General features: G+C 73.2%; 29 protein-coding genes. 19 read left to right on the top strand and 10 right to left on the bottom strand.

Going from position 1 to position 26011, the window contains the following annotated elements:
* Positions 1 to 15: 15 nt before the first annotated feature.
* From ACFYM6_RS03405 to ACFYM6_RS03425, 5 genes are all read left to right on the top strand, one after another.
* The gene (locus ACFYM6_RS03405; protein WP_387271771.1) at positions 16 to 945 is read left to right on the top strand and encodes an aldose 1-epimerase family protein; all 930 of its coding nucleotides are present in this window, start codon (positions 16 to 18) and stop codon (positions 943 to 945) included.
* 2 nt (positions 946 to 947) lie between these two features.
* Positions 948 to 1550 (top strand): nitroreductase family protein, encoded by a 603-nt coding sequence (locus ACFYM6_RS03410; protein WP_073839112.1) that lies wholly within the window; start codon positions 948 to 950, stop codon positions 1548 to 1550.
* A gap of 175 nt (positions 1551 to 1725) precedes the next feature.
* Positions 1726 to 2031 (top strand): type II toxin-antitoxin system VapB family antitoxin, encoded by a 306-nt coding sequence (locus ACFYM6_RS03415; RefSeq protein WP_073839113.1) that lies wholly within the window; start codon positions 1726 to 1728, stop codon positions 2029 to 2031.
* Positions 2032 to 2120: 89 nt separating this feature from the next.
* Positions 2121 to 3281, top strand: a complete 1161-nt coding sequence (locus tag ACFYM6_RS03420) for an acyl-CoA dehydrogenase family protein (RefSeq protein WP_387271873.1) — start codon at positions 2121 to 2123, stop codon at positions 3279 to 3281.
* 99 nt (positions 3282 to 3380) lie between these two features.
* A complete protein-coding gene (locus tag ACFYM6_RS03425) occupies positions 3381 to 4145 on the top strand; it encodes a DUF4230 domain-containing protein (protein WP_387271773.1) in 765 nt (254 codons plus the stop codon).
* A gap of 239 nt (positions 4146 to 4384) precedes the next feature.
* Here the strand turns inward: ACFYM6_RS03425 and ACFYM6_RS03430 are convergent, their stop codons facing one another.
* Positions 4385 to 4594, bottom strand: coding sequence for a PspC domain-containing protein (locus tag ACFYM6_RS03430; protein ID WP_073839116.1), 210 nt, complete (start codon positions 4592 to 4594; stop codon positions 4385 to 4387).
* Positions 4595 to 5242: 648 nt separating this feature from the next.
* Here ACFYM6_RS03430 and ACFYM6_RS03435 point away from each other — a divergent pair.
* The 10 genes from ACFYM6_RS03435 (at position 5243) to ACFYM6_RS03480 (ending at position 18086) form a co-directional block, all read left to right on the top strand.
* Positions 5243 to 6613 (top strand): L-serine ammonia-lyase, encoded by a 1371-nt coding sequence (locus ACFYM6_RS03435; protein WP_387271775.1) that lies wholly within the window; start codon positions 5243 to 5245, stop codon positions 6611 to 6613.
* A gap of 64 nt (positions 6614 to 6677) precedes the next feature.
* Complete coding sequence (locus tag ACFYM6_RS03440) at positions 6678 to 7505, top strand: ABC transporter permease (protein ID WP_387271777.1); 828 nt, start codon at positions 6678 to 6680, stop codon at positions 7503 to 7505.
* A gap of 23 nt (positions 7506 to 7528) precedes the next feature.
* Positions 7529 to 8272, top strand: a complete 744-nt coding sequence (locus ACFYM6_RS03445) for an ABC transporter ATP-binding protein (protein ID WP_073839119.1) — start codon at positions 7529 to 7531, stop codon at positions 8270 to 8272.
* Positions 8269 to 10221 (top strand): DUF5941 domain-containing protein, encoded by a 1953-nt coding sequence (locus tag ACFYM6_RS03450; RefSeq protein WP_387271779.1) that lies wholly within the window; start codon positions 8269 to 8271, stop codon positions 10219 to 10221. The genes ACFYM6_RS03445 and ACFYM6_RS03450 overlap by 4 nt, the downstream gene beginning before the upstream one ends.
* A gap of 16 nt (positions 10222 to 10237) precedes the next feature.
* On the top strand, positions 10238 to 12427 hold the full coding sequence (locus ACFYM6_RS03455; protein WP_387271781.1) for a CDP-glycerol glycerophosphotransferase family protein: 2190 nt from the start codon (positions 10238 to 10240) through the stop codon (positions 12425 to 12427).
* A gap of 125 nt (positions 12428 to 12552) precedes the next feature.
* Positions 12553 to 13857: an ABC transporter ATP-binding protein gene (locus tag ACFYM6_RS03460; RefSeq protein ID WP_387271783.1), complete on the top strand. Its 1305-nt coding sequence runs from the start codon at positions 12553 to 12555 to the stop codon at positions 13855 to 13857.
* A 160-nt stretch (positions 13858 to 14017) separates the two neighbouring features.
* Positions 14018 to 14398 (top strand): VOC family protein, encoded by a 381-nt coding sequence (locus tag ACFYM6_RS03465; RefSeq protein WP_387271785.1) that lies wholly within the window; start codon positions 14018 to 14020, stop codon positions 14396 to 14398.
* A gap of 54 nt (positions 14399 to 14452) precedes the next feature.
* Positions 14453 to 14920 carry a DUF4442 domain-containing protein gene (locus ACFYM6_RS03470; RefSeq protein WP_387271787.1) on the top strand — a complete coding sequence of 156 codons (468 nt, stop codon included), beginning with the start codon at positions 14453 to 14455 and terminating at the stop codon, positions 14918 to 14920.
* A gap of 47 nt (positions 14921 to 14967) precedes the next feature.
* Entirely contained in the window at positions 14968 to 15717 is a 750-nt protein-coding gene (locus ACFYM6_RS03475; protein WP_387271789.1) for an HAD family hydrolase, read from the top strand.
* Positions 15714 to 18086 (top strand): glycoside hydrolase family 65 protein, encoded by a 2373-nt coding sequence (locus ACFYM6_RS03480; RefSeq protein WP_387271791.1) that lies wholly within the window; start codon positions 15714 to 15716, stop codon positions 18084 to 18086. The genes ACFYM6_RS03475 and ACFYM6_RS03480 overlap by 4 nt, the downstream gene beginning before the upstream one ends.
* 98 nt (positions 18087 to 18184) lie before the next feature.
* Here the strand turns inward: ACFYM6_RS03480 and ACFYM6_RS03485 are convergent, their stop codons facing one another.
* The 3 genes from ACFYM6_RS03485 to ACFYM6_RS03495 form a co-directional block, all read right to left on the bottom strand.
* Positions 18185 to 18361 carry a hypothetical protein gene (locus ACFYM6_RS03485; RefSeq protein ID WP_357442208.1) on the bottom strand — a complete coding sequence of 59 codons (177 nt, stop codon included), beginning with the start codon at positions 18359 to 18361 and terminating at the stop codon, positions 18185 to 18187.
* A gap of 87 nt (positions 18362 to 18448) precedes the next feature.
* A complete protein-coding gene (trxA, locus tag ACFYM6_RS03490) occupies positions 18449 to 18811 on the bottom strand; it encodes a thioredoxin (protein ID WP_387271793.1) in 363 nt (120 codons plus the stop codon).
* The gene (locus ACFYM6_RS03495; protein ID WP_387271795.1) at positions 18781 to 19173 is read right to left on the bottom strand and encodes a MerR family transcriptional regulator; all 393 of its coding nucleotides are present in this window, start codon (positions 19171 to 19173) and stop codon (positions 18781 to 18783) included. The genes trxA and ACFYM6_RS03495 overlap by 31 nt, the downstream gene beginning before the upstream one ends.
* Before the next feature lie 217 nt (positions 19174 to 19390).
* Here ACFYM6_RS03495 and ACFYM6_RS03500 point away from each other — a divergent pair, with 217 nt between their 5' ends.
* The 4 genes from ACFYM6_RS03500 (at position 19391) to ACFYM6_RS03515 (ending at position 21770) form a co-directional block, all read left to right on the top strand.
* On the top strand, positions 19391 to 20050 hold the full coding sequence (locus ACFYM6_RS03500; protein ID WP_387271797.1) for a dienelactone hydrolase family protein: 660 nt from the start codon (positions 19391 to 19393) through the stop codon (positions 20048 to 20050).
* A 72-nt stretch (positions 20051 to 20122) separates the two neighbouring features.
* On the top strand, positions 20123 to 20305 hold the full coding sequence (locus ACFYM6_RS03505; protein ID WP_387271799.1) for an antitoxin: 183 nt from the start codon (positions 20123 to 20125) through the stop codon (positions 20303 to 20305).
* 150 nt (positions 20306 to 20455) lie between these two features.
* Positions 20456 to 21490, top strand: coding sequence for a cytochrome P450 (locus ACFYM6_RS03510; protein ID WP_387271801.1), 1035 nt, complete (start codon positions 20456 to 20458; stop codon positions 21488 to 21490).
* A gap of 31 nt (positions 21491 to 21521) precedes the next feature.
* On the top strand, positions 21522 to 21770 hold the full coding sequence (locus tag ACFYM6_RS03515; protein WP_387271803.1) for a ferredoxin: 249 nt from the start codon (positions 21522 to 21524) through the stop codon (positions 21768 to 21770).
* On the opposite strand, the gene ACFYM6_RS03520 is transcribed toward ACFYM6_RS03515, so the two are convergent.
* The 6 genes from ACFYM6_RS03520 to ACFYM6_RS03545 all read right to left on the bottom strand — a co-directional run bounded on the left by ACFYM6_RS03520 (position 21771) and on the right by ACFYM6_RS03545 (position 25789).
* Positions 21771 to 22430, bottom strand: a complete 660-nt coding sequence (locus ACFYM6_RS03520; RefSeq protein ID WP_387271805.1) for an HAD family hydrolase — start codon at positions 22428 to 22430, stop codon at positions 21771 to 21773.
* A 114-nt stretch (positions 22431 to 22544) separates the two neighbouring features.
* Entirely contained in the window at positions 22545 to 23201 is a 657-nt protein-coding gene (locus ACFYM6_RS03525) for a C39 family peptidase (RefSeq protein ID WP_387271807.1), read from the bottom strand.
* 312 nt (positions 23202 to 23513) lie between these two features.
* Positions 23514 to 23933, bottom strand: coding sequence for a pyridoxamine 5'-phosphate oxidase family protein (locus ACFYM6_RS03530; RefSeq protein ID WP_387271809.1), 420 nt, complete (start codon positions 23931 to 23933; stop codon positions 23514 to 23516).
* 51 nt (positions 23934 to 23984) lie between these two features.
* The gene (locus ACFYM6_RS03535) at positions 23985 to 24326 is read right to left on the bottom strand and encodes a YkvA family protein (protein WP_073839134.1); all 342 of its coding nucleotides are present in this window, start codon (positions 24324 to 24326) and stop codon (positions 23985 to 23987) included.
* Positions 24327 to 24365: 39 nt separating this feature from the next.
* A complete protein-coding gene (locus ACFYM6_RS03540; protein ID WP_387271811.1) occupies positions 24366 to 25187 on the bottom strand; it encodes a hypothetical protein in 822 nt (273 codons plus the stop codon).
* Positions 25188 to 25336: 149 nt separating this feature from the next.
* Positions 25337 to 25789 (bottom strand): hypothetical protein, encoded by a 453-nt coding sequence (locus ACFYM6_RS03545; RefSeq protein ID WP_387271813.1) that lies wholly within the window; start codon positions 25787 to 25789, stop codon positions 25337 to 25339.
* Positions 25790 to 26011: the final 222 nt, after the last annotated feature.

The following is a 26011-nucleotide window of genomic DNA, read 5'->3' on the forward strand; positions in this document are numbered from 1 at the left end:
GCTAAGGTCGCCGGCATGGAGAACGCCGTGAACCGGTCGCCCTCGGGGGCACAGTGGACCATCGCCGCCGACGGCCACGAGGCGGTCGTCGTCGAGGTGGGTGGCGGGCTGCGCGCGTACCGGCACGACGGGGCGGACTACCTCGACGGGTACGGGGCGGACGAGCTCTGCCCCGGCGGTGCCGGCCAGGTGCTGGCCCCGTGGCCGAACCGGATCCGGGACGGCGCGTACACCTTCGCCGACCGGTCGCTGCAGCTCGACCTGAGTGAGCCGTCCCGCAACAACGCCCTCCACGGGCTGGTCAACTGGGCGTCCTGGCACCTGATCGAGCAGGCGGCGGACAGCGTCACGATCGGGTACGAACTGCCGGCGAGGCCCGGCTACCCGTGGCCGCTGCGACTGCGTACCCGGTGGCGGGTCGGGGCGGGCGGGCTGCGGGCCGAGCACGAGGTGATGAACCTGGCCGGCGAGCCGGCGCCGTTCGGCTTCTCGGTGCACCCCTACCTGCGGCTGCCGAAGACCGGCGTGGCGGAGTCGTCGCTGCGGGTGCCGGGGCGGATCCGGGTGCTGGTGGACGGCCGACTGCTCCCGATCGGGGCGACCGGGGTGGCCGGCAGTGAGTACGACTTCACCGCGCCCCGCCCGATCGGCGACGCGGTGCTCGACGTGGCCTTCGGCGACGTCGAGCGGGACGCCGACGGCGGCTCGGCGGTGACCCTCGCCACGCCGGACGGCTCGGCCCGGCTGCACGTCTGGGCGGACCGCGAGTTCGGCTGGTGGCAGGTCTTCACCGGCGACACGCTCAGCGGGGAGCGGCGCCGCCGCTCGGTCGCCATCGAGCCGATGACCTGCCCGCCGGACGCGTTCCGCTCCGGGCGGGACCTGATCGTGCTGGCTCCCGGCCAGATCTGGCGGGGTGCCTGGGGCGTCCGGCCCGAGGCCTGAGCATGGAGTTCGCCGACGTCGTCCGGCGCCGCCGGATGGTCCGCAACTACGACCCGGACCGGCCGGTCCCGCCGGAGGTGGTGGACCGGCTGCTGGCGCACGCGATCCGGGCGCCCTCGGCGGGCTTCGCCCAGGGCTGGGGCTTCCTGGTGCTGGAGGAGCCGGCGGACCGGGAGCGGTTCTGGGCGGCGGCCACCCCGGGCGGTGGCGGCCGGGAACGCTGGCTGGCCGGGATGCGTCGGGCCCCGCTGATCGTGGTGCCGCACGCCAACCGTTCCGCCTACCTGGATCGCTACGCCGAGCCGGACAAGGGGTGGGCGGATCGCGCCGAGGACCGCTGGCCGGTGCCCTACTGGTACGTGGACACCGGCTTCGCCGCGTTGCTGATGCTGCTGACCGCCGTGGACGAGGGCCTGGGCGGGTGCTTCTTCGGCATCCCGCCGCAGCGGATCGGGGCGTACCGGGAGGCGTTCAAGGTGCCGGACGACTACCAGCCGATCGGCGCGGTCACGATCGGTTACCAGGCGCCCGACCACCGGTCACCGTCGCTGCGCCGGGGACGGCGGCCGGTGGACGAGGTGGTCCGGCGCGGCCGCTGGAGTTGAGCCGGTTCCCCGGCCCGACGCGGGGTGTCGGCCGGGGAGAAACCGACATGAGGGAGTAAAACGCGGTGTGGCGGGTGCCGCTAGGCTGGCACGGACGTCATCAGCTGCCCCGGAGCGCCCGCCGCGATCGGCGGGGCGTCGGGGTGGATCCGGCCTTGGGGGAGGGGAGCGTGCCGTGATCTTCAGAGCGGTCCGGGACGGGCGTCCCTACCCGGAGCACAACCTCACGCTCAAACAGTGGGCGGAGATCCCGCCGCGCCCGCTGCGGCTGGACCAGCTCATCACCACCAAGCGGGAGTTGGCGCTGGACAAGCTCCTCGCCGAGGACTCCACCTTCTACGGCGACCTCTTCCCGCATGTGGTGCAGTGGAACGGCGGCCTCTACCTGGAGGACGGCCTGCACCGGGCGCTGCGCGCGGCGCTCCAGCAGCGCAACCAGATCCACGCCCGGGTGCTGGTGCTCAGCGGTCAGCCCGAGTGACGGTTTCCTGAGTCTTCGTTAAGGTGGCGGCCATGAGCGAGCGCGAGCGAGCGAATCATCAAGCTCAGTTCCGGGCAGGTCAGGCCGGCATGACCGTGCTGGACCTGCTCGACGTCGACGCCTCGCTGAGCGAGGAGGAGCGGCAGATCCGCGCCGTCGTGCGCCAGCTCGTGGACGACCGGGTACGCCCGCACGCCGCCGGCTGGTACGAGGACGGCCAGGTGCCGGCGCGTGAGCTGGCCCGGGAGTTCGGCAAGCTCGGCCTGCTCGGCATGCACCTGACCGGGTACGGCTGCGCCGGCGCGTCGGCCGTCGCGTACGGGCTGGCCTGCCTGGAGCTGGAGGCCGGCGACTCCGGGGTCCGCTCGCTGGTCTCGGTGCAGGGTTCGCTGGCCATGTACGCGATCTGGCGCTACGGCAGCGAGGAGCAGAAGCAGCGCTGGCTGCCGGCCATGGCGGCCGGCGAGGCGATCGGCTGCTTCGGGCTGACCGAGCCGGACCACGGCTCCGACCCGGCCTCGATGGCCACCCGGGCCCGCCGGGACGGCGACGACTGGATCCTCAACGGCACCAAGATGTGGATCACCAACGCGCCGATCGCCGACGTCGGGGTGATCTGGGCGCGCACCGACGACGGGGTGCGCGGCTTCGCCGTACCGATGGACACGCCCGGGGTGACGGCGCGCGAGATCCGGCACAAGATGTCGCTGCGCGCTTCGCTGACCGGGGAGGTCGTCCTCGACGACGTCCGGCTCCCGGCGGACGCCCGGCTGCCCGAGGCGATCGGGCTGAAGGCGCCGCTGAGCTGCCTCACCGAGGCCCGGCACGGCATCGTCTGGGGGGCGCTCGGCGCGGCCCGCGACTGCCTGGAAACCGCCCTGTCGTACGCGACCACCCGGACCCAGTTCGGCCGGCCGCTGGCCGGTTTCCAGCTCACCCAGGCCAAGCTCGCCGACATGGCCGTCGAGTGGAACAAGGGCCTGCTGCTGGCGCTGCACCTGGGCCGGCTCGCCGACGCCGGGAAGCTCCGCCCCGAGCAGGTCAGCGTCGGCAAGCTGAACAACGTGCGGGAGGCGCTGGCGATCGCCCGGCAGTGCCGGACCATCCTCGGCGCCAACGGGATCTCCGGCGAGTACCCGGTCATGCGGCACGCCAACAACCTGGAGAGCGTGCTGACCTACGAGGGCACCTCGGAGATCCACCAACTGGTCATTGGGCAGCGCCTGACCGGGCTCTCCGCGTTCGCCTGACCTGCGGTTTCCGATTGCGCCGCCGCTCGGCGGGCGGGTGTCGTACCGGGGCCTTACCGTCGTTCTCAGGCGCTGTGTCTGACGAGGACGGTGAGGGCGATGGCCCGCGACGGTGACATCAACGAGCCCACCAGGGAGTTCCCCGGCTACCCGACCAGTGACGATCTCCGGGCCCGGTCGGATGTCACACCCGATCCCGCGCCGGGCGTCCCGCCGTCGGCGGGTGGCCCGGTCCGTGGCCTGCTCTGGGTGCTCGGCGCGGCCGCGCTGGCCGTGGTGGTGCTGCTCGGCGTGCAGGCCACCGGGATCCTGCCGGAGTTCCGCAACCCGTTCGCCAAGGAGCAGACCGACCGCAGCCAGCCGCCGCTGCTCAAGTCGATCCGGGATCTCAGCCGGTACGTCGCCGCCGAGGGCGACTTCCAGGTCGTGGTCGACCTGCAGAACGACCGGAGGAACGTGCCGGACTTCCTGCTCAACGAGCGGACCCTGTTCGTCGGGGCGGGCCGGGTCGAGGCGTACGTCGACTTCTCGAAGATCGCCGAGGGGGCGATCGTGGAGTCCGCCGACAAGAAGTCCGTGGAGATCAAGCTGCCCGCGCCGCAGCTCGGGGAGACCAACCTCGACCTGGAGAAGAGCTACGTCTTCGCCGAGCAGCGTGGCCTGATCAACCGGCTCAACGACCTGGTGGCCGGCAACCCCAACCGGCAGCAGCAGGTCTACCAGTTGGCCGAGGATCGGATCACCGCTGCCGCCCGGGACAGCGGGCTCACCGCCCGGGCCGAGGAGAACACCCGCAAGATGCTGGAGGGCCTGCTCCGCTCCCTCGGCTACCAGAAGATCACGGTCACCTACACCGCCCCCTGACCCTCCCGACGTCGGCGCCCGCCCCGAGTTCGGGGCGGGCACCGCGCTGTCCCCTACCCCCGACCCGCACCGCGCTGTCCGCCCGCCCCGACACGCGCGCCGCGCTGTCCGCCCGCCCAGGCGTGCCCGCAGCGGCGGCAACATCGGGGAAGTTGCTGCCTCAGGCGTGGCGGAGCCAGCAACTTCCCCGATGTTGCTGGCCGGGCCGCCGCCCGGGCGGGCGGTGGCGGGGTGGGGTGTCAGTGGCGGGTGGGGGCTAGGTAGCGGTCCTCGTTGGGCATCAGGATCCAGAGGATCAGGTAGATGATCACCTGGGTGCCGGGCAGCAGCAGGGACAGCAGGAACAGCAGCCGGACCAACCCGGCCGACATGCCGAACCGCTGCGCCAGGCCGGCGCAGACACCGGCGAGCATGCGCCCCTGGCGGGGCCGGACCAGTTTGCGACTCATCGTCGTACTCCCACTCTGCGGCGGATCCGCCGCGCTGATTCCACGCTAGGAACGGGTGGGAGCCGCGCCCTCGGCCCCGAGGAGGATCGGTGGCCTGGGCACCCGTAGGTGCTTACCCCGCCGGGTCCCGCCGACCCACGCCGGGCAACGACCTCGCTGGCGGGTCCGCCACTCACGTCTGGCCGAGCGTGCTTCGCCGGGCGGCCGCTGCCTGCGCTCGCTGGCGGCGCGGCACCGCACACCGGGCGCGGATCGCTGAAGAGCGTGCTCGATCCTGGATCGAGTGCCATCCCGGTCGCGCCGAGGCACTACTTCCTGGATCGAGCACGATCTCGGCGCGGGGCGCGGGGCGCGGGGCGCGGGGCGCGGGGTGCGGGGTGCGGGGCGCGGGGCGCGGGGCCGCGAGGCGCGAGGCGCGAGGCGCGAGGCGCGAGGCCGCGAGGCGCGCGGCGCGAGGGCGCGGTGACGTGGGGGAGACGGGCCGGGGTGCAGGGTGGCGGTGTACGGGGTCGCGGGCGGGGCTGACCTGGGCGGGTAGGCTCGCCGGTCGGGCGCCCACACCCCGGGTGCCGCCCGCCGTCCCCGGACCGGGGCCGGCACCACCGGGCCGGACCCGCACTCGGGTACGACGGCGAGGAAAGTGCAGCCATGATCAGTGTTTTCGACCTCTTCAGCGTCGGCATCGGGCCGTCCAGCTCGCACACCGTGGGGCCGATGCGCGCCGCCCGCACGTTCGTGGCCGGGCTCAAGGCGGACGGGCTGCTCACCGACACCGCCCGGGTGCAGGCCGAGCTCTTCGGCTCGCTGGGCGCCACCGGACACGGCCACGGCAGCGACCGCGCGGTGCTGCTCGGGCTGGAGGGCGAGGCGCCGGAGACGGTCGACACGGACTCGGTCGGGCCGCGGGTCGAGCGGATCCGGGCCGAGCGCCGGCTCAGCCTGCTCGGCACCCACGAGATCGACTTCGACCCGGACCGGGACCTGGTGCTGCACCGCCGCCGCTCGCTGCCGTACCACCCGAACGGGATGACCTTCGTGGCGTACGACGCGGCCGACGCGGTGATCAGGGCACGGACTTACTACTCCGTCGGCGGCGGGTTCGTGGTCGACGAGGCCGCCGCCGGGGCGGACCGGATCAAGCCGGACAGCACCCGCGTCCGGTACCCGTTCCTGACCGGCGCGGAGCTGCTGGCGGTCACCACCGGCAACGGCCTGTCGATCAGCGAGGTGATGCTCGCCAACGAGCTGTCCTGGCGCAGCGAGGCGGACGTCCGGGCCGGGTTGCTGGAGATTTGGCGGGTGATGCGGGACTGCGTCACCCGCGGCTGCGAGCGGGACGGCGTCCTGCCGGGCGGGCTGAAGGTCCGCCGCCGGGCGGCCGAGCTGCGCCGGAGCCTGGAGGCGGAGGCCGACGCCACCGATCCGCTGCGCGCGATGGACTGGGTCACCCTGTTCGCGCTCGCGGTGAACGAGGAGAACGCGGCCGGCGGGCGGGTGGTGACCGCCCCGACCAACGGCGCCGCCGGGATCATCCCGGCCGTGCTGCACTACTACACCCGGTTCGTGCCGGGCGCCTCCGAGGACGGCGTGGTCCGCTTCCTGCTCGCCGCCGGCGCGATCGGGGTGCTGTTCAAGGAGAACGCGTCGATCTCCGGGGCCGAGGTCGGCTGCCAGGGCGAGGTCGGCTCGGCCTGCTCGATGGCCGCGGCCGGGCTGGCCGAGGCGCTGGGCGGCACTCCCGCCCAGGTGGAGAACGCGGCCGAGATCGGTATGGAGCACAACCTCGGGCTCACCTGCGACCCGGTCGGCGGCCTGGTGCAGATCCCGTGCATCGAGCGGAACGCGGTGGCCAGCATCAAGGCGATCACGGCCGCCCGGCTGGCGCTGCGCGGTGACGGGGTGCACGCCGTCTCGCTGGACAAGGTCATCAAGACCATGCGGGAGACGGGCGCGGACATGAAGGTCAAGTACAAGGAGACGGCGCGAGGCGGCCTCGCGGTCAACGTGATCGAGTGCTGAACCCGAAGGGGTGACCCGACCGGTAGCCCTGCGGGCGGACGCCGGTCAGGGTGAGGATGGGACGGTGACGACAGGCGTCGCCGCGCTCTGGTCGGCCCGCAACTCGCTGCGCATCCTGGTCAAGCGGGACCTCGCGGTGAAGTACCAGCAGTCCGTGCTGGGCTACTTCTGGTCGCTCATCGAGCCGCTCGGCATGGGCCTGATCTACTGGTTCGTCTTCGGCGTGCTCTATTCCGGCGCCACCCGGGGGCACCTGGGCGACGCGGCCGGGTCGTACCCGCTCTTCCTGGTCACCGGCATCTTCGCCTGGATGTGGGCCAGCTCGGCGCTCGCCGAGGCGACGAACGCGCTGACCGGACAGGCTCGGCTGATCACCACGATGAACGTGCCCCGGCAGGTCTTCCCGATCGGCCGGGTCACCGGCCGGTTCGCCGAGTACGCCGCCGGCCTGCCCATCCTGGCCGGCATCGCGGCGGTCTACGCGATGCACGGGAAGATCCACGTCGGGTGGACGCTGCTCGCCCTGCCGCTGGCCGTGTCGGTGCAGTTCGTGCTGCTGGCGGGGATCGCGTTGCTGCTGTCGGCGCTCAACGTGCTGATGCGCGACATCGAGCGCTTCATGCGGCTGATCATCCGGGTGCTCTTCTACGCCACCCCGATCATCTACCCGCTCGGCCTGGTCCGCGGCTCGGGCATGCCGGCCTGGGTCAAGCTCCTCTACGAGTTGAACCCGCTGGTCGGCATCTTCCAGTTGCACCACGCGATCTGGTATCCGGACCAGTTCCCCGACGCCCGGCTGCTCACCATCACCGTGGTGGGCAGCGTGCTGGTGCTGGCGGTCGGCTGGTGGTCGTTCCGCCGGCTGGAACCGGCCGTACTCAAGGAACTCTGAATGACGGCCCGCATCGAGGCGACATGACGGCCATCATCGAGGCGGCGGGGCTGGGCATCCGGTTCGTCCGGAACCGGCGCCGCCAGCTGCGGCTGCGGGAGCTGCTGATCCACCGGGGCGGGCGGAACTCGGACGCCGGCCAGTTCTGGCCGCTGCGCGACGTGTCGTTCCGGATCCAGCCGGGCGAGACGGTCGGCGTGGTCGGTCGCAACGGCACCGGCAAGAGCACCCTGCTGCGGCTGATCGCCGGGGTGCTGATCCCGGACGAGGGCCGGATCCGGGTACGCGGCGAGGTGGCCCCGCTGCTGGAGCTGTCCGCGGGCTTCTCCAATGACCTGACCGGCCGGGAGAACCTGTACCTGGTGGGCGGGCTGCACGGGCTGTCGACCGGCTACCTGCGGCGGCACTTCGACGAGATCGTGTCGTTCGCTGGGGAGCAGGTCGAGCGGTCCATCGACACCTCGGTCCGGCACTACTCGTCGGGGATGAAGGTGCGGCTGGGCTTCGCGGTCATCGCCCACCTGCCCCACCCCATCCTGTTGGTGGACGAGGTGACCGCGGTCGGGGACGCGGAGTTCCGCGCGAAGTGCTATGCGACCATCGAGCGACTTCTCGCGGAAGGGCGCACGCTGGTGCTGGTGTCACACAACGAAAAGGACCTCACCCGGTTCTGCCGTCGGGGGCTCTACCTCGACGCGGGGCGGCTGACCGTCGACGGGACCATCGACGAGGCGCTGCACGCGTACGCCAGCGCGGCGCAGCGGTGACCCTCGCGATCGTGCTCGCCGCCGACCCGGCGGCGGGCCTGACCACCGAGGCCGGGGAGCGCCTCGTCGACCGGCTGGCCGGGCAGTGGCGGCGGGCCGGGGCGAGCGACGTGCGGGTGGCCGCCGACCTGCTCGAGTTGGCCTCGCTGGTGGCCGGCGCCAGCGGCCCGGTGCTGGTCAGCGGGGCCGACCTGGTGGCGCACACGGCCGTGCTCCGGCATCTGGCGACCAGCCCGGTGGGCCCCGCGGTGGCGCTGGTGCTCACCGACCCGCCCGGGGACGGGCAGGCGACGGTCCGGGAGGAGCGCGGCCAGGTGGTGGCGGCCGGCGACCTGGCGGACGCGACCGGCGTGTTCGGCGGTGCGCTGCGGGTCGGCCCGAACGACCTGCCGGCCCTCGCCGCCGCCGCGCAGGCGGTCGCCGGCGCCGAGGGCGGACCGGCGTCCGCGGTGGACCGGCTCTTCGCCGAACTCGCGGCGTGCGGCCCGCTGATCTTCGTCCACCGGGTACGCCTGCTCGTGGCGCACCGGGTCGGCACCGCCGCCGAGCTGGGCGCGGCCGAGGCGGCCGTGCAGGCGGTCGACGAGGACCGGGCCGAGCTGCGGCTGTCGGTGAAGGAGCGGGACGACTTCTTCACCACGTTCTTCGTCAGCACCTGGTCCCCGTACGTGACGAAGGCTGCGGCCCGGCTGCGGCTCAGCCCGACCGCGGTGACCATGATCTCGGTGGCCTTCGCGGTGGCCGCCGCGGTGCTCTTCGGCGTCGGCGGGCGGCCCGCGCTGGTCGCCGGGGCGGTCCTGCTCTACCTGGGCTTCGTGCTCGACTGCGTGGACGGCCAGTTGGCCCGCTACACCCGGCAGTTCAGTGCCTGGGGCGGCTGGCTGGACACCATGGCCGACCGGGCGAAGGAGTACGTGGTCTACGCCGGCCTCGGCTACGGCGCCACCCACGCCGGCTTCCGCTACGGCTGGGCGCTGGCCATCGCCGCGATGACCCTGCAGACCGTGCGGCACATGACCGACACCTGGTACGGCGTGCTGCACGACGAGGCGGCCCGGCGGCCCCGCCCGGCGGCCGGGGAGGCCGGCGGCATCGGCGGCAAGCTGAACGCCGCCTCGACGAAGGTGCAGGCGGACACCGGCTCGGTGTCGTACTGGCTGAAGCGGACGGTGGTCTTCCCGATCGGCGAGCGGTGGGCGCTGATGGCGGTGACCGCCGCGATCTTCGGCCCGCTGGTCGCGCTCTGCGCGGTGCTGGCCTGGGGGGCGCTGGCGTTCGCGTACACCGGGGCGCTGCGGACCCTGCGGGCCCGCTGGATGCGGGTGCCGGTGATGGCGACGGTCGACCGCACCCTGCACCGCGACGACGGGCCGCTGGCCCGGACGCTGCCGGTGGTGCGCGGTCCGCTGGTGGTGGCGGTGCTCGGCGCGCTCGGCGCGGCGGTGCTGCTGCTCTGGGCGCTGTCGACCGTCCACGCCGGCCACCGGCTGCCGGGTTGGGCGGTGCCGGTCGGGCTGCTGGTGCTGCTGGTCGCCGGGTTCGGTGCCCGGGCGGCGCACGACGGGCCGCTGGACTGGCTGGTCCCGGCCGCGCTGCGGGCCGGGGAATACCTGTTCGCGATCGCCGCCGGCGTGGCCGGGGGCGCGCCCGCCTGGCTGATCTTCGGGTACGTCTTCGTGCTCACCCTGCACCACTACGACCTGACCGCCCGGCTGGAGAAGCGGCAGGTGGCGCCGCCGCTGCACCCCGCCACGCTCGGCTGGGAGGGGCGGTCGGCGCTGCTGGCGGTGGCGGCGTTCGTCGGATACGCGAGTATCGGTCTGGTTACACTCGGTGCGTACCTTCTCGTGGTTTTTGTCGCGAGCGTGGTCCTCGCCTGGGTGGTCCTGCCGGCCCGCGCCCGACGCACGCCGGTCCCGGTGGGTGGGGGTGACCGCTCGCCGGGCTGACGGAGGGCCGGCCGGGATGACTCTGCTCAGCTTCGTCGTACCGGCCTTCCGGGTGCAGGGCTACCTGCGGGAGTGTCTCGACTCGATCCTCGACCAGCCGTACGACGACCTCGAGGTGATCGGGGTCGACGACGCCTCGCCGGACCACACCGGCGAGATCCTGGCCGAGTACGCGGAGCGCGATCCCCGGGTCCGGCCGGTCCGGCTCGCCGAGAACGCCGGGCTCGGTCCGGCCCGCAACGCCGGGCTGGACCGGGCCACCGGCACGTACGTCTGGTTCGTCGACGGCGACGACTGGCTGGTCCCCGGCTGCCTGCCGCACGTGGCCGACCGGCTGCTGGCCACCCGCCCGGACGTGCTGATCGTCGACCACGTCCGGGCGCACTGGAACAACCTCGGCACCCGCAGCGCGATGCGCGAGGTGTTCCCCGAGCCGCCCGGCGAGGCGTCGTTCCGGCTGCGCGACCGGCCGGAGACGCTGGGCCTGCTGCACACCGCCTGGAACAAGCTGGTCCGGCGGGAGCTCCTGGTCGAGCGGGGGCTGCGCTTCGCGCCCGGCTGGTATGAGGACGTCTCGTTCAGCTACCCGGTGCTGATGGCGGCCGAGCGGATCGGCGTGCTGGACCGGGTCTGCCTCAACTACCGGCAGCGCCGGACCGGGGCGATCACCCGTACCCGGGGCGATCGGCACTTCGAGGTGTTCGCCCAGTGGCATCGGGTGTTCCGGCTGATGGACCGGTGGGGGCCGGAGACGGAACCGCTGCGCCCCGCGGTCTTCGAGCGGATGATCTGGCACTACCTGACCGTGCTGGGCAACGGCGCGCGGATCGCCCCCGAGCTGCGGCCCGCCTTCTTCACCCAGATCCACGACGATTACGTGCGCCTCCGGCCGCCCGGCGGCTACCCGGTGCCACCCGGCGTGGAAGGGCTCAAGCACCGACTGGTGGCGGCCGGGCGATGGCGTACGTTCAGCGCGCTGCGCGGTGCCCACCAGGCCGAGGAGACCGCGCGGCGCTCGGCGCGCCGGGCCCGGCGGCGGGTGCTGCCGGTGGCGCGGCGGACCGCCGGCCGGGCTCGGGACGCCGCGTTGGGCGAGTACTACCGGGTCGAGTTACGCCGGCCGCTCGACCCGAGCCTCGCCGTCTACGCCGCGTACTGGTACCGGGGGTACGCCTGCAACCCGGCCGCCATCTACGCCGCCGCGCGCCGCCTCGCCCCCCAGGTACGCGGCGTGTGGATCGTCCGGCGGGACCGGGTAGACACCCTCCCGCCCGGGGTGGAGTACGTGGTCGCCGGCACCCGGGCCTACTACCGGGTGCTGGCCCGGGCCCGCTGGCTGGTCAACAACGTGAACTTCCCGGACTTCGTCCGGAAGCGACCGGGCTCGGTGCACCTGCAGACGCACCACGGCACCCCGGTCAAGGTGATGGGGCTGGACCAGCAGCGGTACCCGATGGGCGCGATGGAGATGGACTTCGCCGACCTGCTGCGCCGGGTGGACCGCTGGGACTACAGCGTCAGCTCGAACAGCTTCTCGACGCAGATGTGGGAGCGGGCCTACCCGGCCGGGTACACCACCCTGGAGGTCGGCTACCCCCGCAACGACCGGCTGGCCACGGCCACCCCGGCGGAGTGCCGCCGGGCCCGGGCCGGGCTGGGCATCGGCCCCGACGAGTTCGTGGTGCTCTACGCGCCGACGCACCGGGAGCACCTGCCCGGCTGGCGGCCGCCGTTCGACCCGGACCGGATGCGCGCCGTGCTCGGCCCGTCCGGCCGGTTGCTGATGCGCAGCCACTACTTCCACGACCGGGACCGGCGTCCGCGTGGCCGGTTCGCCGACGGGGTGCTGGACGTGAGCGACCACGACCGGGTCGAGGACCTGTACCTCGCCGCGGACGTGCTGGTCACCGACTACTCCTCGGCGATGTTCGACTACGCCGTGCTGGACCGGCCGATCGTCGTCTACGCCCCCGACTGGGACGCGTACCGGGTGGCCCGGGGGGTCTACCTCGACGTGCTCGTCGAGCCGCCGGGCGCGGTGGCCCTCGACTTCCCGGCCCTGCTCGACGTGTTCCGCTCCGGCGCGGTGCGCGGCGCGGAGGCCGAGCAGGCCCGGCAGCGGTTCCGGGCCCGGTTCTGCGCGCTGGACGACGGCCACGCCGCCGAGCGGGTGGTCCGCCGGGTCTTCCTCGACGAGCCGGCCTGAAACCGCTTCCGAACGCCTTAATAGGACGGTCACGAGCCGAACATCACACGTTTACCCGATGGGCGGATTCGATGATTTTGGTCACAGTCATTCCCGGGTTCGTCCGACGAGCTGGGGAGGAGACGGTGACCACCGTCGCGCTCAAGGATGTCACCAAGGTGTTCCAGGACGGGACAGTCGCGGTCGACACCATCAATCTGGACGTCAATGACGGCGAGTTCATGGTGCTGCTCGGCCCCTCCGGCTGCGGCAAGTCCACCGTCCTGCGGATGGTGGCCGGCCTGGAGGACCCGACCTCGGGCGCGGTGATGCTCGACGGCGAGGTCGCCAACGACCTGCCGCCCCGGGACCGGAAGATCGCCATGGTCTTCCAGGACTTCGCGCTCTACCCGCACATGACCGTCGGCGACAACATCGGCTTCCCGCTGCGGCTGGCCGGCGTCGACCAGGCCCCACGTGGGGAGCGGATCCAGGACGTGGCGAGCGCGCTCGGCATCGCGGACGTGCTCGGCCGCAAGCCCAGCCAGCTCTCCGGCGGCCAGCGGCAGCGGGTGGCGATGGGCCGGGCGATCGTCCGCCGCCCCGGGCTGTTCCTGATGGACGAGCCACTCTCCAACCTGGACAGCGGCCTGCGGGCCGAGCTGCGCGCCGAGATCTCCGGGCTGACCCGCGAGCTGGGCGTCACCACCATCTACGTCACGCACGACCAGGCCGAGGCGCTGACCATGGCCGACCGGGTCGCCATCATGCGCAAGGGCGTGCTCCAGGACGTGGGCACCCCCACCCAGGTGTACGGCCGGCCGGCCACCCTCTACGTGGCCGCGTTCCTCGGCAGTCCCCGGATGAACCTGTTGGAGGCGTCGGTCTACGTCCACCTCGACCGGTACGTGGCGTTGAGCCTGGGCGACCAGTCGCTCTACCTGCCCTGGGACGACATCCGCTCCCGGGCGGTGGCGCACTACCACGGCGAGCGGATCGTGGTCGGGATGCGGGCCGAGGGGCTCACCCCGGTCGCCCCCGGCAGCGCAGGCCACGTGCTCCAGGGCCGGATCCGCTACCTGGAACACCACGGCCACGAGTCGCTCGCCTTCCTCGACATCGGTGCCACCGCGATCGTGGTGGACGAGATGGGCACCCCGGTGGAGACCGGCGAGCCGGGCCAGCGGGGCCCGCGCCGCTTCGGCCAGGTGATGCAGCGCCTCACCGGACGGGCCGGCGACGCCCCGATCTCCGCGCCGCCGAGCGGCGTGAACCGGACCAGCGTGCTCACCGACCCCGGCCGGCACCACCGCCGCCCGGCGGAACTGGCGGTCCGGCTGGCCCCGTACCCGGCGGTGTCGGCCGGGCATCCGCTGGCGGTCCAGGTGCGGATGGACGCGCTGCACTTCTTCGACGAGCGCGGCGACCGCATCGACGTCGGCTGGCGCTGACGCCAGCTCCCCAGGTTTGGGCCGCGAGGTCGCCGAGGTGGGGTTAACCGTGGGCGGAGACACCGCGACGTCGCCGAAGTGGAGTCGATCAAGCCGAGGAGCGGTGCGGGCCGGGGCGTATTGAGTTGACCGCTTCTCCGCGCCGCAGGAAGGTGTCGGGATGGGGATTGCCATCCGCAACATCGCGTTCGACTGTGCCGACCCGTACGAGCTGGCGCAGTTCTGGGCCAAGGTCTTTGACTGCCCCGTCGACCCGCAGTTCGCGCCCGACGACGAGGAACTCGTCATCGAGCCCCCCGATGGCACGAGGCTCTATTTCCAGCGGGTGCCGGAGCCGAAGACCGTGAAGAACCGCGTACACATCTGCCTGCAACCGGACGTCCTGCGCGACCGGGAGGTCGAGCGGGTCCGTGGGCTCGGTGCCACCGTCGTCGCCGATCGACGTGAGCCGGACGGCAGCGGCTGGGTCGTGCTGGCCGCCCCCGAGGGGAACGAGTTCTGTGTGCTGCGCAGCGGGGCTGAGCGGCATCCCACCGCATAGACCGGGGGCTCGGCCGCTCTTGCCGGCGAAGTTACCGACGAGTAGCGTGCGGGCATGTCCATCGACTCTCGCCAGCTGGCGGCCGGTCTGCTGGAGGCCGTGCCGTTCGCCCGCACGCTCGGTATCGAATTCGTCGAGGTGGCGCCGGAGGCGGACGGCGGGGTACGCGCGGTCGTCCGGCTCCCCGACCTCCCGGAGCACCACAACCACGTCGGCGGCCCGCACGCCGGGGCCATGTTCACCCTCGGGGAGACCGCCTCCGGCGCGGTGGTGCTCGCCGCGTTCGGGCAGGTGCTCGACCGGGCGGTGCCGCTGGCCGTGACGGCGACCATCGCGTACCAAAAGGTCGCCCTGGGTCCGGTGCTGGCCACCGCGCGGCTGGGACGCACCCCGGCGGAGGTGCTCGCCGAGCTGGACGCGGGACAGCGGCCGGAGTTCCCGGTCGAGGTGGAGATCGGCACCGAGGACGGCACCACCACCTCGGTGCTGACCGTGACCTGGACGCTCCGCCCGAACCGCTGACGCCCGAATCGGGTTTGCCTGGCCGGTTCGGTGGATAGATTCGTACCGTGCTGGGCTTACCCGCCAACGTGACCGCCTGTCTCTTCGACCTGGACGGTGTGCTCACGCAGACCGCCAAGGTGCACAACGCAGCCTGGGCGGAGACCTTCGACGCGTTCCTGCGGCAACGCTCCGCGGCCACCGGCGAGCCGTTCCGCCCCTTCGACCCCGGGCCGGACTACAACCGGTACGTCGACGGCAAACCGCGGGCCGACGGGGTGCGATCCTTCCTGGCCTCCCGCGGGATCAGCCTGCCCGAGGGCACGCCGGACGACCCGCCGGAGGCGGACACGGTCAACGGGGTGGGCAACCGCAAGAACGTCATCCTGCTCAAGCGGCTGCGCACCGACGGGGTCGAGGTGTACGAGGGCTCGGTGCGCTACCTGGAGGCGGCGGCCCGGGCCGGGCTCCGCCGGGCGGTCGTCTCGGCCAGCGCCAACTGCCAGGCGGTGGTGGCGGCGGCCGGGCTGGACCGGCTGCTGGAGGCGCGGGTGGACGGGTTGGTCGCCCGCCAGCGGGGGCTGCGCGGCAAGCCGTACCCCGACACGTTCCTGGCCGGGGCGGAACTGCTCGGCGTGCCACCGGCGAACGCGGCCGTGTTCGAGGACGCGCTGGCCGGCGTGGCCGCCGGCCGGGCCGGCGACTTCGGATACGTGGTCGGCGTCGACCGGGTCGGCCAGGCCGACGAACTGCGCGCCCACGGCGCCGACGTCGTGGTGACCGACCTGGCCGAGCTGATGACGGAGCCGGCCCGATGATCCGGGAGCGCGCATATCCGGTCGAGCCGTGGCACGTCCGCGAGGTGCGGCTCGACATGGACGTGCTGGCCCAGTCCGAGTCGGTCTTCGCCCTGTCCAACGGGCATGTGGGGCTGCGCGGCAACCTGGACGAGGGCGAGCCGCACGGACTGCCCGGCACCTACCTCAACTCCTTCTACGAGCTGCGGCCGCTGCCGTACGCGGAGGCCGGTTTCGGCTTTCCCGAGTCCGGTCAGACCATCGTCAACGTCACCAACGGCAAGCTGATCCGGCTGCTCGTCGACGACGAACCGCTCGACGTTCGCTACGGCGAGCTCCTCTCCCACGAGCGGATCCTCGACCTGCGGGCCGGCACCCTGCACCGCGAGGTGCACTGGCGGTCGCCGGCCGGGCGGGAGGTCAAGGTCCGCAGCACCCGGCTGGTGTCGTTCACCCAGCGCTCGGTCGCCGCGATCAACTACGAGGTCGAGGCGGTCGGGGAGCCGATGCGGCTGATCCTCCAGTCCGAGCTGGTGGCCAACGAGACCCTGCCGCCGCAGAGCCGCGACCCGCGGGTGGCCGCCGTGCTGGAGTCGCCGTTGCAGGCCGAGGAGGAGCTGACCACCGACGACGGCGGCCTGCTGATCCACCGCACCAAGGTCAGTGGACTGCGGGTGGCCGCCCAGATGGCGCACGACGTGAGCGGCCCGGAGCGCACCACGATCGAGTCCGAGGGGTACGAGGACTGGGTCCGCACCACCATCGGCTGTGTGCTCAGACCGGGCGAGACGCTGCGGGTGGTCAAGTACCTGACGTACGGCTGGTCCAGCAAGCGGTCGTTGCCCGCGCTGCGCGACCAGGTCGGGGCGGCCCTGGCGGCCGCCCGGCTGGACCGCTGGGACGGGATGCGCCGGGCGCAGCGGGAATACCTGGACGAATTCTGGGACGCCGCCGACGTGCGGGTGGAGGGCGACCCGGAGGTGCAGCAGGCGGTCCGCTTCGGGCTCTTCCACGTGCTCCAGGCCGGTGCCCGGGCCGAACGCCGGCCGATCTCCGCGAAGGGACTCACCGGCCCCGGGTACGACGGGCACGCGTTCTGGGACACCGAGATGTTCGTGCTGCCGGTGCTCACGTACACCCAGCCGAACGCGGTGCGGGACGCGCTCTACTGGCGCCACTCGACGCTGCCGCAGGCCCACGAGCGGGCCCGCACCTTGAACCTCAAGGGGGCGGCGTTCCCCTGGCGGACCATCGAGGGACCGGAGTCGTCGGCGTACTGGCCAGCCGGGACGGCCGCGTTTCACATCGCCGCGGACGTCGCCGACGCGCTGCGCCGCTACGTGCTCGCCACCGGCGACGAAGGCACGGAACGGGAGATCGGGCTGGAGTTGCTGGTGGAGACCGCCCGATTGTGGCGCTCGCTGGGCCACCACGACCGGTACGGGCGGTTCCACATCGACGGGGTGACCGGCCCCGACGAGTACACCGCCGTCAAGAACGACAACATCTACACCAACCTGATGGCGCAGCGGAACCTGCTCACCGCCGCCGACTGCGCGATGCGCCACCGGGACCAGGCGTTCGACCTCGGGGTCACCGACGAGGAGGCGGCCGCCTGGCGGGACGCCGCGAACGCCATGCAGCTGCCGTACGACGACGAACTCCAGGTGCACAAGCAGGTGGAGGGCTTCACCCGGTTGCAGGAGTGGGACTTCGAGCACACCCCGCCGGAGAAGTACCCGCTGCTGCTGCACTACCCGTACTTCGACCTCTACCGCAAGCAGGTCATCAAGCAGGCGGATCTCGTGCTCGCCATGCACTGGCGGGGTGACGCGTTCACCGGCGAGGAGAAGGTGCGCAACTTCCTCTACTACGAGCGGCGGACGGTCCGGGACTCCTCACTGAGCGCCTGCACCCAGGCGGTGATGGCGGCCGAGGTGGGCCACCCGGAGCTGGCCCACCGCTACCTGCGCGAGGCCGCGTTGATGGATCTGCACGACCTCAACGAGAACACCCGCGACGGGGTGCACATGGCCTCGCTGGCCGGGGCCTGGATCGCCCTGGTGGCGGGCTTCGGCGGGCTGCGCGACCACGACGGGACGCTCTCGTTCTCGCCCCGGCTGTCCAGCCGGCTCAGTCGCCTGGAGTTCTCGATGCAGTGGCGGTCGATCCGGTTGCGGGTGGACGTCCGGCCGCACCAGACGACGTACTCGCTGCGGCACGCCGGCCCGGACACCGTGCTGGAGCTGCGCCACCACGGCGAGACGATCCAGGTCACCGGCGAACAGCCGGTCACCGTGCCGGTGCCGCCGGCCCACCCGTCCGGTCCGCCGCCGGAGCAGCCGCCGGGCCGGGCGCCCCTGCTGCACCTGCCGGAACACTTCGCCTGAGACGTCTCGGCCCCCGCATTGCGGGGGCCGGAACCCTGCTCCAGGTCGCGGCCCGGCGTCAGCCGCACCGCGACCTGGAGCAGTCGAACTCGGGTACGTCAGAACTGGCGGCCGTTGGACGGCCGGCCGGCGGCGTCCCGGGGCGACATCGCCCGCGGGTCGTCGGCGGTACGCGCCTGCGCCGCCTCGTCCGCCCACTCCCGGGTGCGCTGGGCGTCCTGTTCGCGGCGTTTCTGTTCGGCGGCCTGCTGCCGGGACCTGTCCTGCTGTGCCATGACGATCCTCGCGATCGGTCGGGGCGCGGCTGCGCCGGTCCGTGGTCACTCCGCGCCTTCCCGATCGGCCCGGCGGCAAACGGCGGCTCAGGCCGGCGGCTGCCAGCCCGCCACGTGCCGGCCGAAGCTCAGCCGCAGGTGGTTCTTGGGCCGGGCACCGACGATCGAGCCGACCACCTGCCCGTCCCGGAAGACCAGCATGGTGGGCATCGACATCACCTGGTACGCGCGCGTGGTCTCCGGGTTCTCGTCCGAGTTGAGCGTGACGAAGCGCAGCGCGTCGCCGAACTCCTCGGCCAGCTCGGCGAGGTGCCGGGAGACCGTCCGGCACGGTGGGCACCACTCGGCCCAGAAGTCGACCACCACCGGCCGGTCGCCGGCCAGCACCGTGGCCGCGAACGTCTCGTCGGTGACCGTGGTCAGTCGGCCGTGGGCCGTGTCCTGAGGCATGTTTCCTCCCGCTGGGCGATCGCGTGGGCGAGCTGGTCGTGCAGCTGTCGGCGGACCGCGCCGAGCCGGTCGAGATAGTCGTCCACCTCGGCGAGCTTGCGCCGCAGCACGGCCACCGAATCCGGGCAGACGTCACCGGAGCTGTTGCCGGCTCGCAGGCAGGCCACGAAGGGTCGGATGTCGTCCAGGCCGAAGCCCACCGCCAGCAGCGTCCGGATCTCGTGGACGACGCGCAGCTCCGCCTCGTCGTAGATCCGGTAGCCGTTGGCGGAGCGGCGTGGCCGCACCAGCCCCCGGGTCTCGTAGTACCGCAGGGTCCGGGTGCTCGTACCGGCGCGTTCCGCCAGCTCACCGATGCGCATCCGACCTCCCTCGCCCGCCCTGTTCGCCACGCTAAACCTTGCCGCCGACGTCAAGGCAACACCGCCACCCCCCCACCCGCGTGATCATGAGGTGTCGGGGAGCGCTTTCTCGGCGGCCAACCTCATGATCGTCGCGGTGGGTGGCGGGTGGGTGGGCGCGGCAGGGTGGGAGGTGAGGGCGGGGCGGGTGGGGGTATGCGGGTGGCGGAGGTGGGGCATGGAGACGCGCGAGGTGACGATCCCGATGGTCGAGGGCGGGCTGCCGGCGGACGTGATCGTGCCGTCCGGCGCGGTCGGCGTGGTGCTCTTCGCGCACGGTAGCGGCAGCTCGCGGCACAGCCCGCGCAACACGGCCGTGGCGCACACGCTCAACGACCGGTCGCTCGCCACCGTACTGGTCGACCTGCTCACCCCCGACGAGGACGTACTGGACGCGCGGACTGCCGAGCTGCGCTTCGACATCGGGCTGCTCGCCGGGCGGCTGGCCGCCATCGTCGACTGGATGGGCGCCGAGCCGACGCTGGGCCGGCTGCCGATCGGGCTCTTCGGCGCCAGCACCGGGGCGGCCGCCGCCCTGGTCGCCGCGGCGGCGCGCCCCGAGCAGGTGGGCGCCGTGGTCTCCCGCGGCGGTCGGCCCGATCTGGCCGGCGGCTCCCTGTCGGCGGTGCGCGCCCCGACCCTGCTGCTGATCGGCGGTCTGGACGAGCAGGTCATCGTGCTCAACGAGCAGGCGCAGGCCCAGCTGGGGGAGGTGGCCGAACTCCGCATCATCCCCGGCGCCACCCACCTGTTCGAGGAGCCCGGCACCCTGGAACAGGTGGCCGACCAGGCCGGTACCTGGTTCACCACTCACCTCCGCACCCCGCACCCCGCCTGACGGGCGGCCGCGGGCACCAGTTTGTGCCTCCGGTCGCCGGGAAGGCATGGACGGAGGAGAGGAGATTCGGACGTGCGTGACTTCATGGACAAGGCCCAGGACGAGGCCAAGAAGCATCCGAAGCAAGCCGACGAGGCTGTCCAGAAGGCCGGCCAGGAGGCGGACCAGCGCACCGGCGACCGGTACGACAAGCAGGTCCAGCAGGGCGAGCAGGCGGCGGAGCGGCGCATCAACCAGGGCGACCGCAACCGCTGACCGCGTCCTCGCTCCCGGGCCGTCCAGGGGATGGCCGGGGAGCGGCGTGTCCGGGCCGGTGGGAAGACCCGCTGGCCTTCATCGACCAATCTCGCTACCATCCGCAGTCGGGCGGCCTGGCTGGCCACCCGGCACGTCGACGTACGTACCGTGCTCGGCGACCCTCGGTTCAGCCGGGCGGCGGCCACCGGCCGCGACGAGCCCCGCAACACCCCGCACCAGCAGCAGACCGGCATCCTGTCGATGGACCCGCCGGACCACACCCGGGTGCGCCGGTTGGTGGCCAAGGCGTTCACCGCGCGCCGGGTGGACGAGCTGCGCCCCCGTACCCGGGCGGTGGCGGAGGAACTGGTCGACGGCATGCTCGCCGCCGGGCAGCCGGCCGACCTGGTCGCGTACCTGGCCACCCCGCTGCCGATCCGGGTCATCTGCGACCTGCTCGGCGTGCCGGTGTCCGATCAGGACAAGTTCCACACCTGGTCCGAGGCGATCGTCTCCACCACCTCGCTGGAGCCGGGCCTCGTCCAGCACTACCTCGACAGCCTGCTCGCGTACATGGCGGGGCTGGTCGCGCGGCGGCGGGTCGAGCCGGCGGACGACCTGCTCAGCGCCATGGTGCGGGCCCGCGACGAGCACGCGGACCGGCTCAGCGAGGAGGAGATGGTGATGCTCGCCGCGGGGCTGCTCGCCGCCGGGCACGAGACCACCGTCACCCAGATCCCCAACATGATGTACGTCCTGCTGACCACCCCCGGCGCGTGGGACACGCTGCGTGGGCGGCCGGAGCTGGTGGCGACGGCCGTCGAGGAGCTGATGCGGTTCATCCCGCTCGGCGCGACCGCCGCCTTCGCCCGGTACGCCACCGAGGACGTCGAACTCGGCGGGGTGCTGGTGCGGGCGGGTGAGCCGGTCGTGGTCTCCATCCCGTCGGCCAACCGGGACGGGACCGTCTTCCCCGACGCCGACCGGCTCGACCTGGCCCGGGAGGTCAACCCGCACCTCGGCTTCGGGCACGGCGTGCACCACTGCCTCGGCGCCCAGCTGGCCCGGATGGAGCTGCGGGTGGTCCTGGAGACCCTGCTCGACCGGGCGCCGGGGCTCCGGCTGGCCGTACCCGAGGAGGAGCTGACCTGGAAGAGCGGCCTGTTGGTGCGTGGCCTGGTGGCGATGCCGGTGGGCTGGTGAGCGGAGCGACGACGGCGAAGGGGGAGGGACCGTGAGCGAGGTGGAGTCCGTGTCGGAGGCGGAGTGGCGACTGCACGTGGATCCCAGCCGGTGCATCGGGTCGGGGATCTGCGCGGGAGTGGCTCCCCAGCACTTCGTCCTGGTCGACGGATTGTCCCGGCCGCTGGCCGAGCGGATCGTCCCCGCGGACGCGGTGCTCGACGCGGCCGAGTCCTGCCCGATGGAGGCGATCGTGGTGTCCGATGTGGAGAACTCCCGGCGGATCGCCCCGGAGGGCTGATCAGCCCCGCCGCAGGGCGGGCAGCTCGCCCAGGGTGGCGAGGGCGTGCCCGTCCCAGGTCGGGTCGGTGTCGTTGTGCTCGGTCGTCCGGATCACCGTCATGCCGACCGCCGCCGCGCCGGCCAACTCGCCGTCCGCCCCGTCGCCGACGAAGACGCAGTCGGTCGGGTCGGCGCCCAGCCGCTCGGCCGTCGTCCGGTAGATCGTCGGTTCGGGCTTGGCCACGCCCAGCTCGCACGAGAAGACCGCGACGTCGAAGCGGCGGGCCAGCGCGCTCGACGGCCACGCCTCGGCGGTCTCAGCGGTGGCGTTGCTGATCAGGCCGATCGGGTGGCCGTCGGCGCGCAGCGCGTCCAGCACGGCGAGGGTCTCCGGCGCGACCCGGGCCAGCACCCGGGTAGCCAGCTTCCGGCGATGCGCCGCGGCGCGGGCCACCTGGTCCTCGGTCGGCGTCCCGCCGAGCCGTCCGGCGAGGATCCGGACCGTCTCCGCGACGTCCCATCGGGTCATCCGGTCCCGCCAGGTGGCGTGGTACGCGGCCACGAGTGCCTCCGGCGGCACCCCCACCATCAGGCCCATCTCGCCGACCACCCGGTCCCGTTCGGAGTTCGCCCCGTCGACGAGGGTGTGGAAGAGGTCGAAGATCACCGGCCGCGGCACGGCCACATGCTAACGGCGTGTGCCGGCCGGGCCCGAGCCGGCCTCGTGCACCGGTCGTGAGCACGGCCAAGGGCCGGCCCCCCCTCGGGGAGACCGGCCTTTCATGCCGCTCGGTCAGGAGCTGTAGCCGCGGCTGGCGATCCAGTTGGCCAGGTCGGCCACGTTCATCCAGTACTCCGGCTCGCCCGGGCTGGCCGGGTCGGCGATCAGCACGGCGTTGCCGTCGTCCTTGTACTCCACCACCGTCAGGTAGTGGCCGGTGTAGCTGTGCGCGACCCCGTCGACGTCCACGGCGCTGCCGATGATGTTGGCGACCACCGGGCGACCCTGGTCCACCGCGGCCTTGACGTCGGCCCGCAACTGCTCGACCTGATCCTTGGTGGCCGAGTTGTCCCGGATCTCGGTGGTCTTGTACTTGCCGCCGGTGTACTCGTTGAGCACCCGGGTGATGTCGATCGCCGAGTCGGTGCCGTTCACGGTCGTACCCAGCTTCTGGGCCAGCTCGTCCTGGCTGACCGACTTGCCCTCGGCTGACAGCGCGATCCGGGTCGACGCCGGGCCGCAGTAGTAGAAGTTGGGCTGCGCCTGGTACTCGTACCCGGCGCGGCGCTCGCCCTTGCCCTTGCCCTTGCCCTTGTCCGCGCTCGCCGCGCCGACGGGCTTGGCCTGCGCGGGAGCGGCGTGGGCGGCCACGGCCGGACCGGCCACGATCCCGCCGGACATGACGAGACCGGCGACGGACAGCATGCTGTTACGGAAGATCGAGTTCATGTCGAAGCTCCATTCGGGGGGTTGACGTCTCCGGGGAGACGCAGCACCAGGAGTGGCGCTCGGCCGTTCTCGGGGAAAGCCGGCGTGCCGGGGTCCCACGGCCCACGGCGCTGACCGGGGGCGCACACGACCGTGAGCCCGGGGCCTTCGTCCGTCGGGCCGTCCTGCTCGGTCGTACGGGAGATGCAACGAGCAGCAGGGGCAGGCGATTCCGCCATCCAGGTGGCCCTGCTCACCCCGAACCGGACAGGCCGCCCAGTCGGGTCGGATCCGGGCGGGCCGGTGGTCCGGGTGGCTGGCGGGCGGCCCGGGTCAGGTGGTGGCGGGGAGGCTGCCGATCAGGCGGGTCACGGTGATCTCGATGACCACCCGCTGCGGATTGGGCCGCGGCGGGCGGTAGCGCTCGGCGTACCGGCGCTCGGCCTCGGCCACAGATGCGGGGTCGCGGCGCAGCACCGCCCGCCCCTCGACGGTCAGCCACCAGCGGCCCGCCACCTGGCAGACCGCCACCGGTACGCCCGCCGTGCCGGCTGCCGCCACGTGCCGCGCCTTGGCCGAGGTGCCCGAGGTGATGACACGGGCCAGCCCGGCGACCGGGTCGAAGGTGACCCCCACCGGTACGACGTGCGGTGTGCCGTCCGGCCGCAGCGTGGTCAGCGTGGCGAGGTGCCGGTCCTGGAAGAACCTCGTCACGCGCTCGTCGTCCGGCTGCAACCGGTGTTCACCCGCCATGCCCCAGTCCTCGGTGCGCCGAACCCGGGCCGACCGCCGGCCCGGTGCCGATCATGACACGGGGCGGCGCAGGCGACCCGGCCCCGGCGGAGACGGCGGCTGCTCGGGCAGCCCGCGCTGCGCCGCGCGGTGCCGGGCGGCCAACCGGCCCAGATAGAACAGGGCACCCGCCAACACGCCCATGTCGTCCAGGTAGATCGGGTCGGGAAGCAGGTCCACCGGCAGGATCGCGTAGATCAGCGCGCCGTAGAAGGCGACCTTGCCGCCGACCCCGAGCGCGCCGAGCAGCCGGCGGGTGCGGACCACCCGGACGGCGAGCAGTATCGCGCCGACCAACGTGGCCAGCGCCACGAGACCGGCGAGGACGACCAGCACCCAGCTCTCACGGGACACGAGGTCACGCTAGCCGAGCCGGGCCAGCTCCGCCCGGCGTCAGTACGCCGGGACCGCCGCCCGCCCCCGGGCCACCGGTCCGGCCCCGCGGGCCGGCTCCCCGCCCCGTGCCGCGGGCAGCTCCCGGGTGATCTCCACCGCGGTGAGGTCCACGGTGGAGATCAGCGACTGGGGTTCCGGGGCGGGGCCGGTCGCCGCGTACGCCTCGTCGCGCAGGCTCCGCACGGCGGCGGCAGCCAGCTCGGCGGCCCGCCAGGCGGCCTGCTCCCGCTCCCGGGCGGCCTGGTGCCGGGCGCGGAGGTTGTCCCGGATCAGCCGGCGCAGCAGCAGTTCCTGCTCCACCGGATGACGGCGCGGGTCCCAGCCGTGGTGTCCGAGGATGTCACTGAGCTGCTCCACCGTGATCTCCTTGCGCCACTGCGCGTCCAGTGCCGCCCGGTGCAGCCAGCGCTCCCGGTCCGCGTACTCGGCCGGGGTCCGGTCGGTCCGCGGCAGGGGCAGGGTGGCAGCGGCGGCCAGCCGGCAGACGTCCCGCTCCGCCGCCTCGTACGCCCGCCACGCCTCCTCGACCTCCTCCTGGGCGGCCAGCCACTCGGCGCGCCGCCGCTCGGCGGTGGTCGCCGCCCGTTCCGCCGCCACCCTCACCTCCTGCGCGTACCGGGCCCGCTCGCGGGCCTCCTCGGCCAGCTCCAGGCTGCTCGGCATGGCTGCCGCACTGATCCGGTCGCCGAGCGCCGACCGGAACCGGTCCGGGCGGACGATCAGGGCGGCGACCACGATCGCCGCCACGGCGAGCAGGGCCAGCCAGATTCCGGCGGCCTGGGGAACGTCGGGCAGGACGGTGGAGAAGACGGTCTGCATCACCAGCACCTCGTGGTGGAACTCGAAATTCAGGATCTGGGCCCGGGGCCGGGCGGAGGAACGCCGTTGGCGCGGGAAGGGCGCGCTGCGGCTGTACCCGTTGGGGGTGGGGGGGGACTCATCGAGGGCCGCGCGGGCGGCCGGTGGGATCAGGCGCGGGGTGGGCCGCGCCGGGCGATCGGCTCGCGGTCGGGGTCCGCGGCGGCCACGGCGACGTGCGGGCGCGGCGTCGCGGCATCGCCGTCGACGAGCCGTGCCGCCACGCCGGGAGCCGGCGGGGCCGCCGCCGCGAGTGGGTGACCAGCCGAGGAGTGCGGCGCGGCGGCCGGCCTGGTGTCGACGGCCCACGCACCGGTCGCGGCCGCCCCGGCATCGACGAGGATGCCCGGGGTGGGCGCGTCGACCGGCTCCAGGTCGGTGTTTAGGCTGGCCGCCGGACGGTACGTCGCGTCTGGACCGACGGGGCCGGTGGCCGCGGCAGCGGCGGCCGGACCGGTGAGGCCGACGACCAGCGCCAGTGCGGTCACCGCCACCTGGGTCAGCTCGCGCAGGGTGCGCAGCGTCGCCGCCCAGAGGGACGGGGCGAACGCTACGACCGGCACCAGTTCAACCTATCTGTCAGATTCGCCTCGTGCAGCTCAACCGGCGTACGGATGACGTGACCCGGCCCACCATGGACAGAGGCGGTCAACGCGAACGGCGCGGGGCCCCCCCCCCGGGGGGGCCCCCCCGGGGGGCCGGGGGGGGGGGGGTTTTGGCCCGCCCCCCCGGGGGGGCCGCCAGGCCCCGCCCCCCCCCCCACACCGCCCCCCCCCCCCCCGGCC

This window comes from Micromonospora sp. NPDC006431 (assembly GCF_042870725.1).
Lineage (GTDB): Bacteria > Actinomycetota > Actinomycetes > Mycobacteriales > Micromonosporaceae > Micromonospora.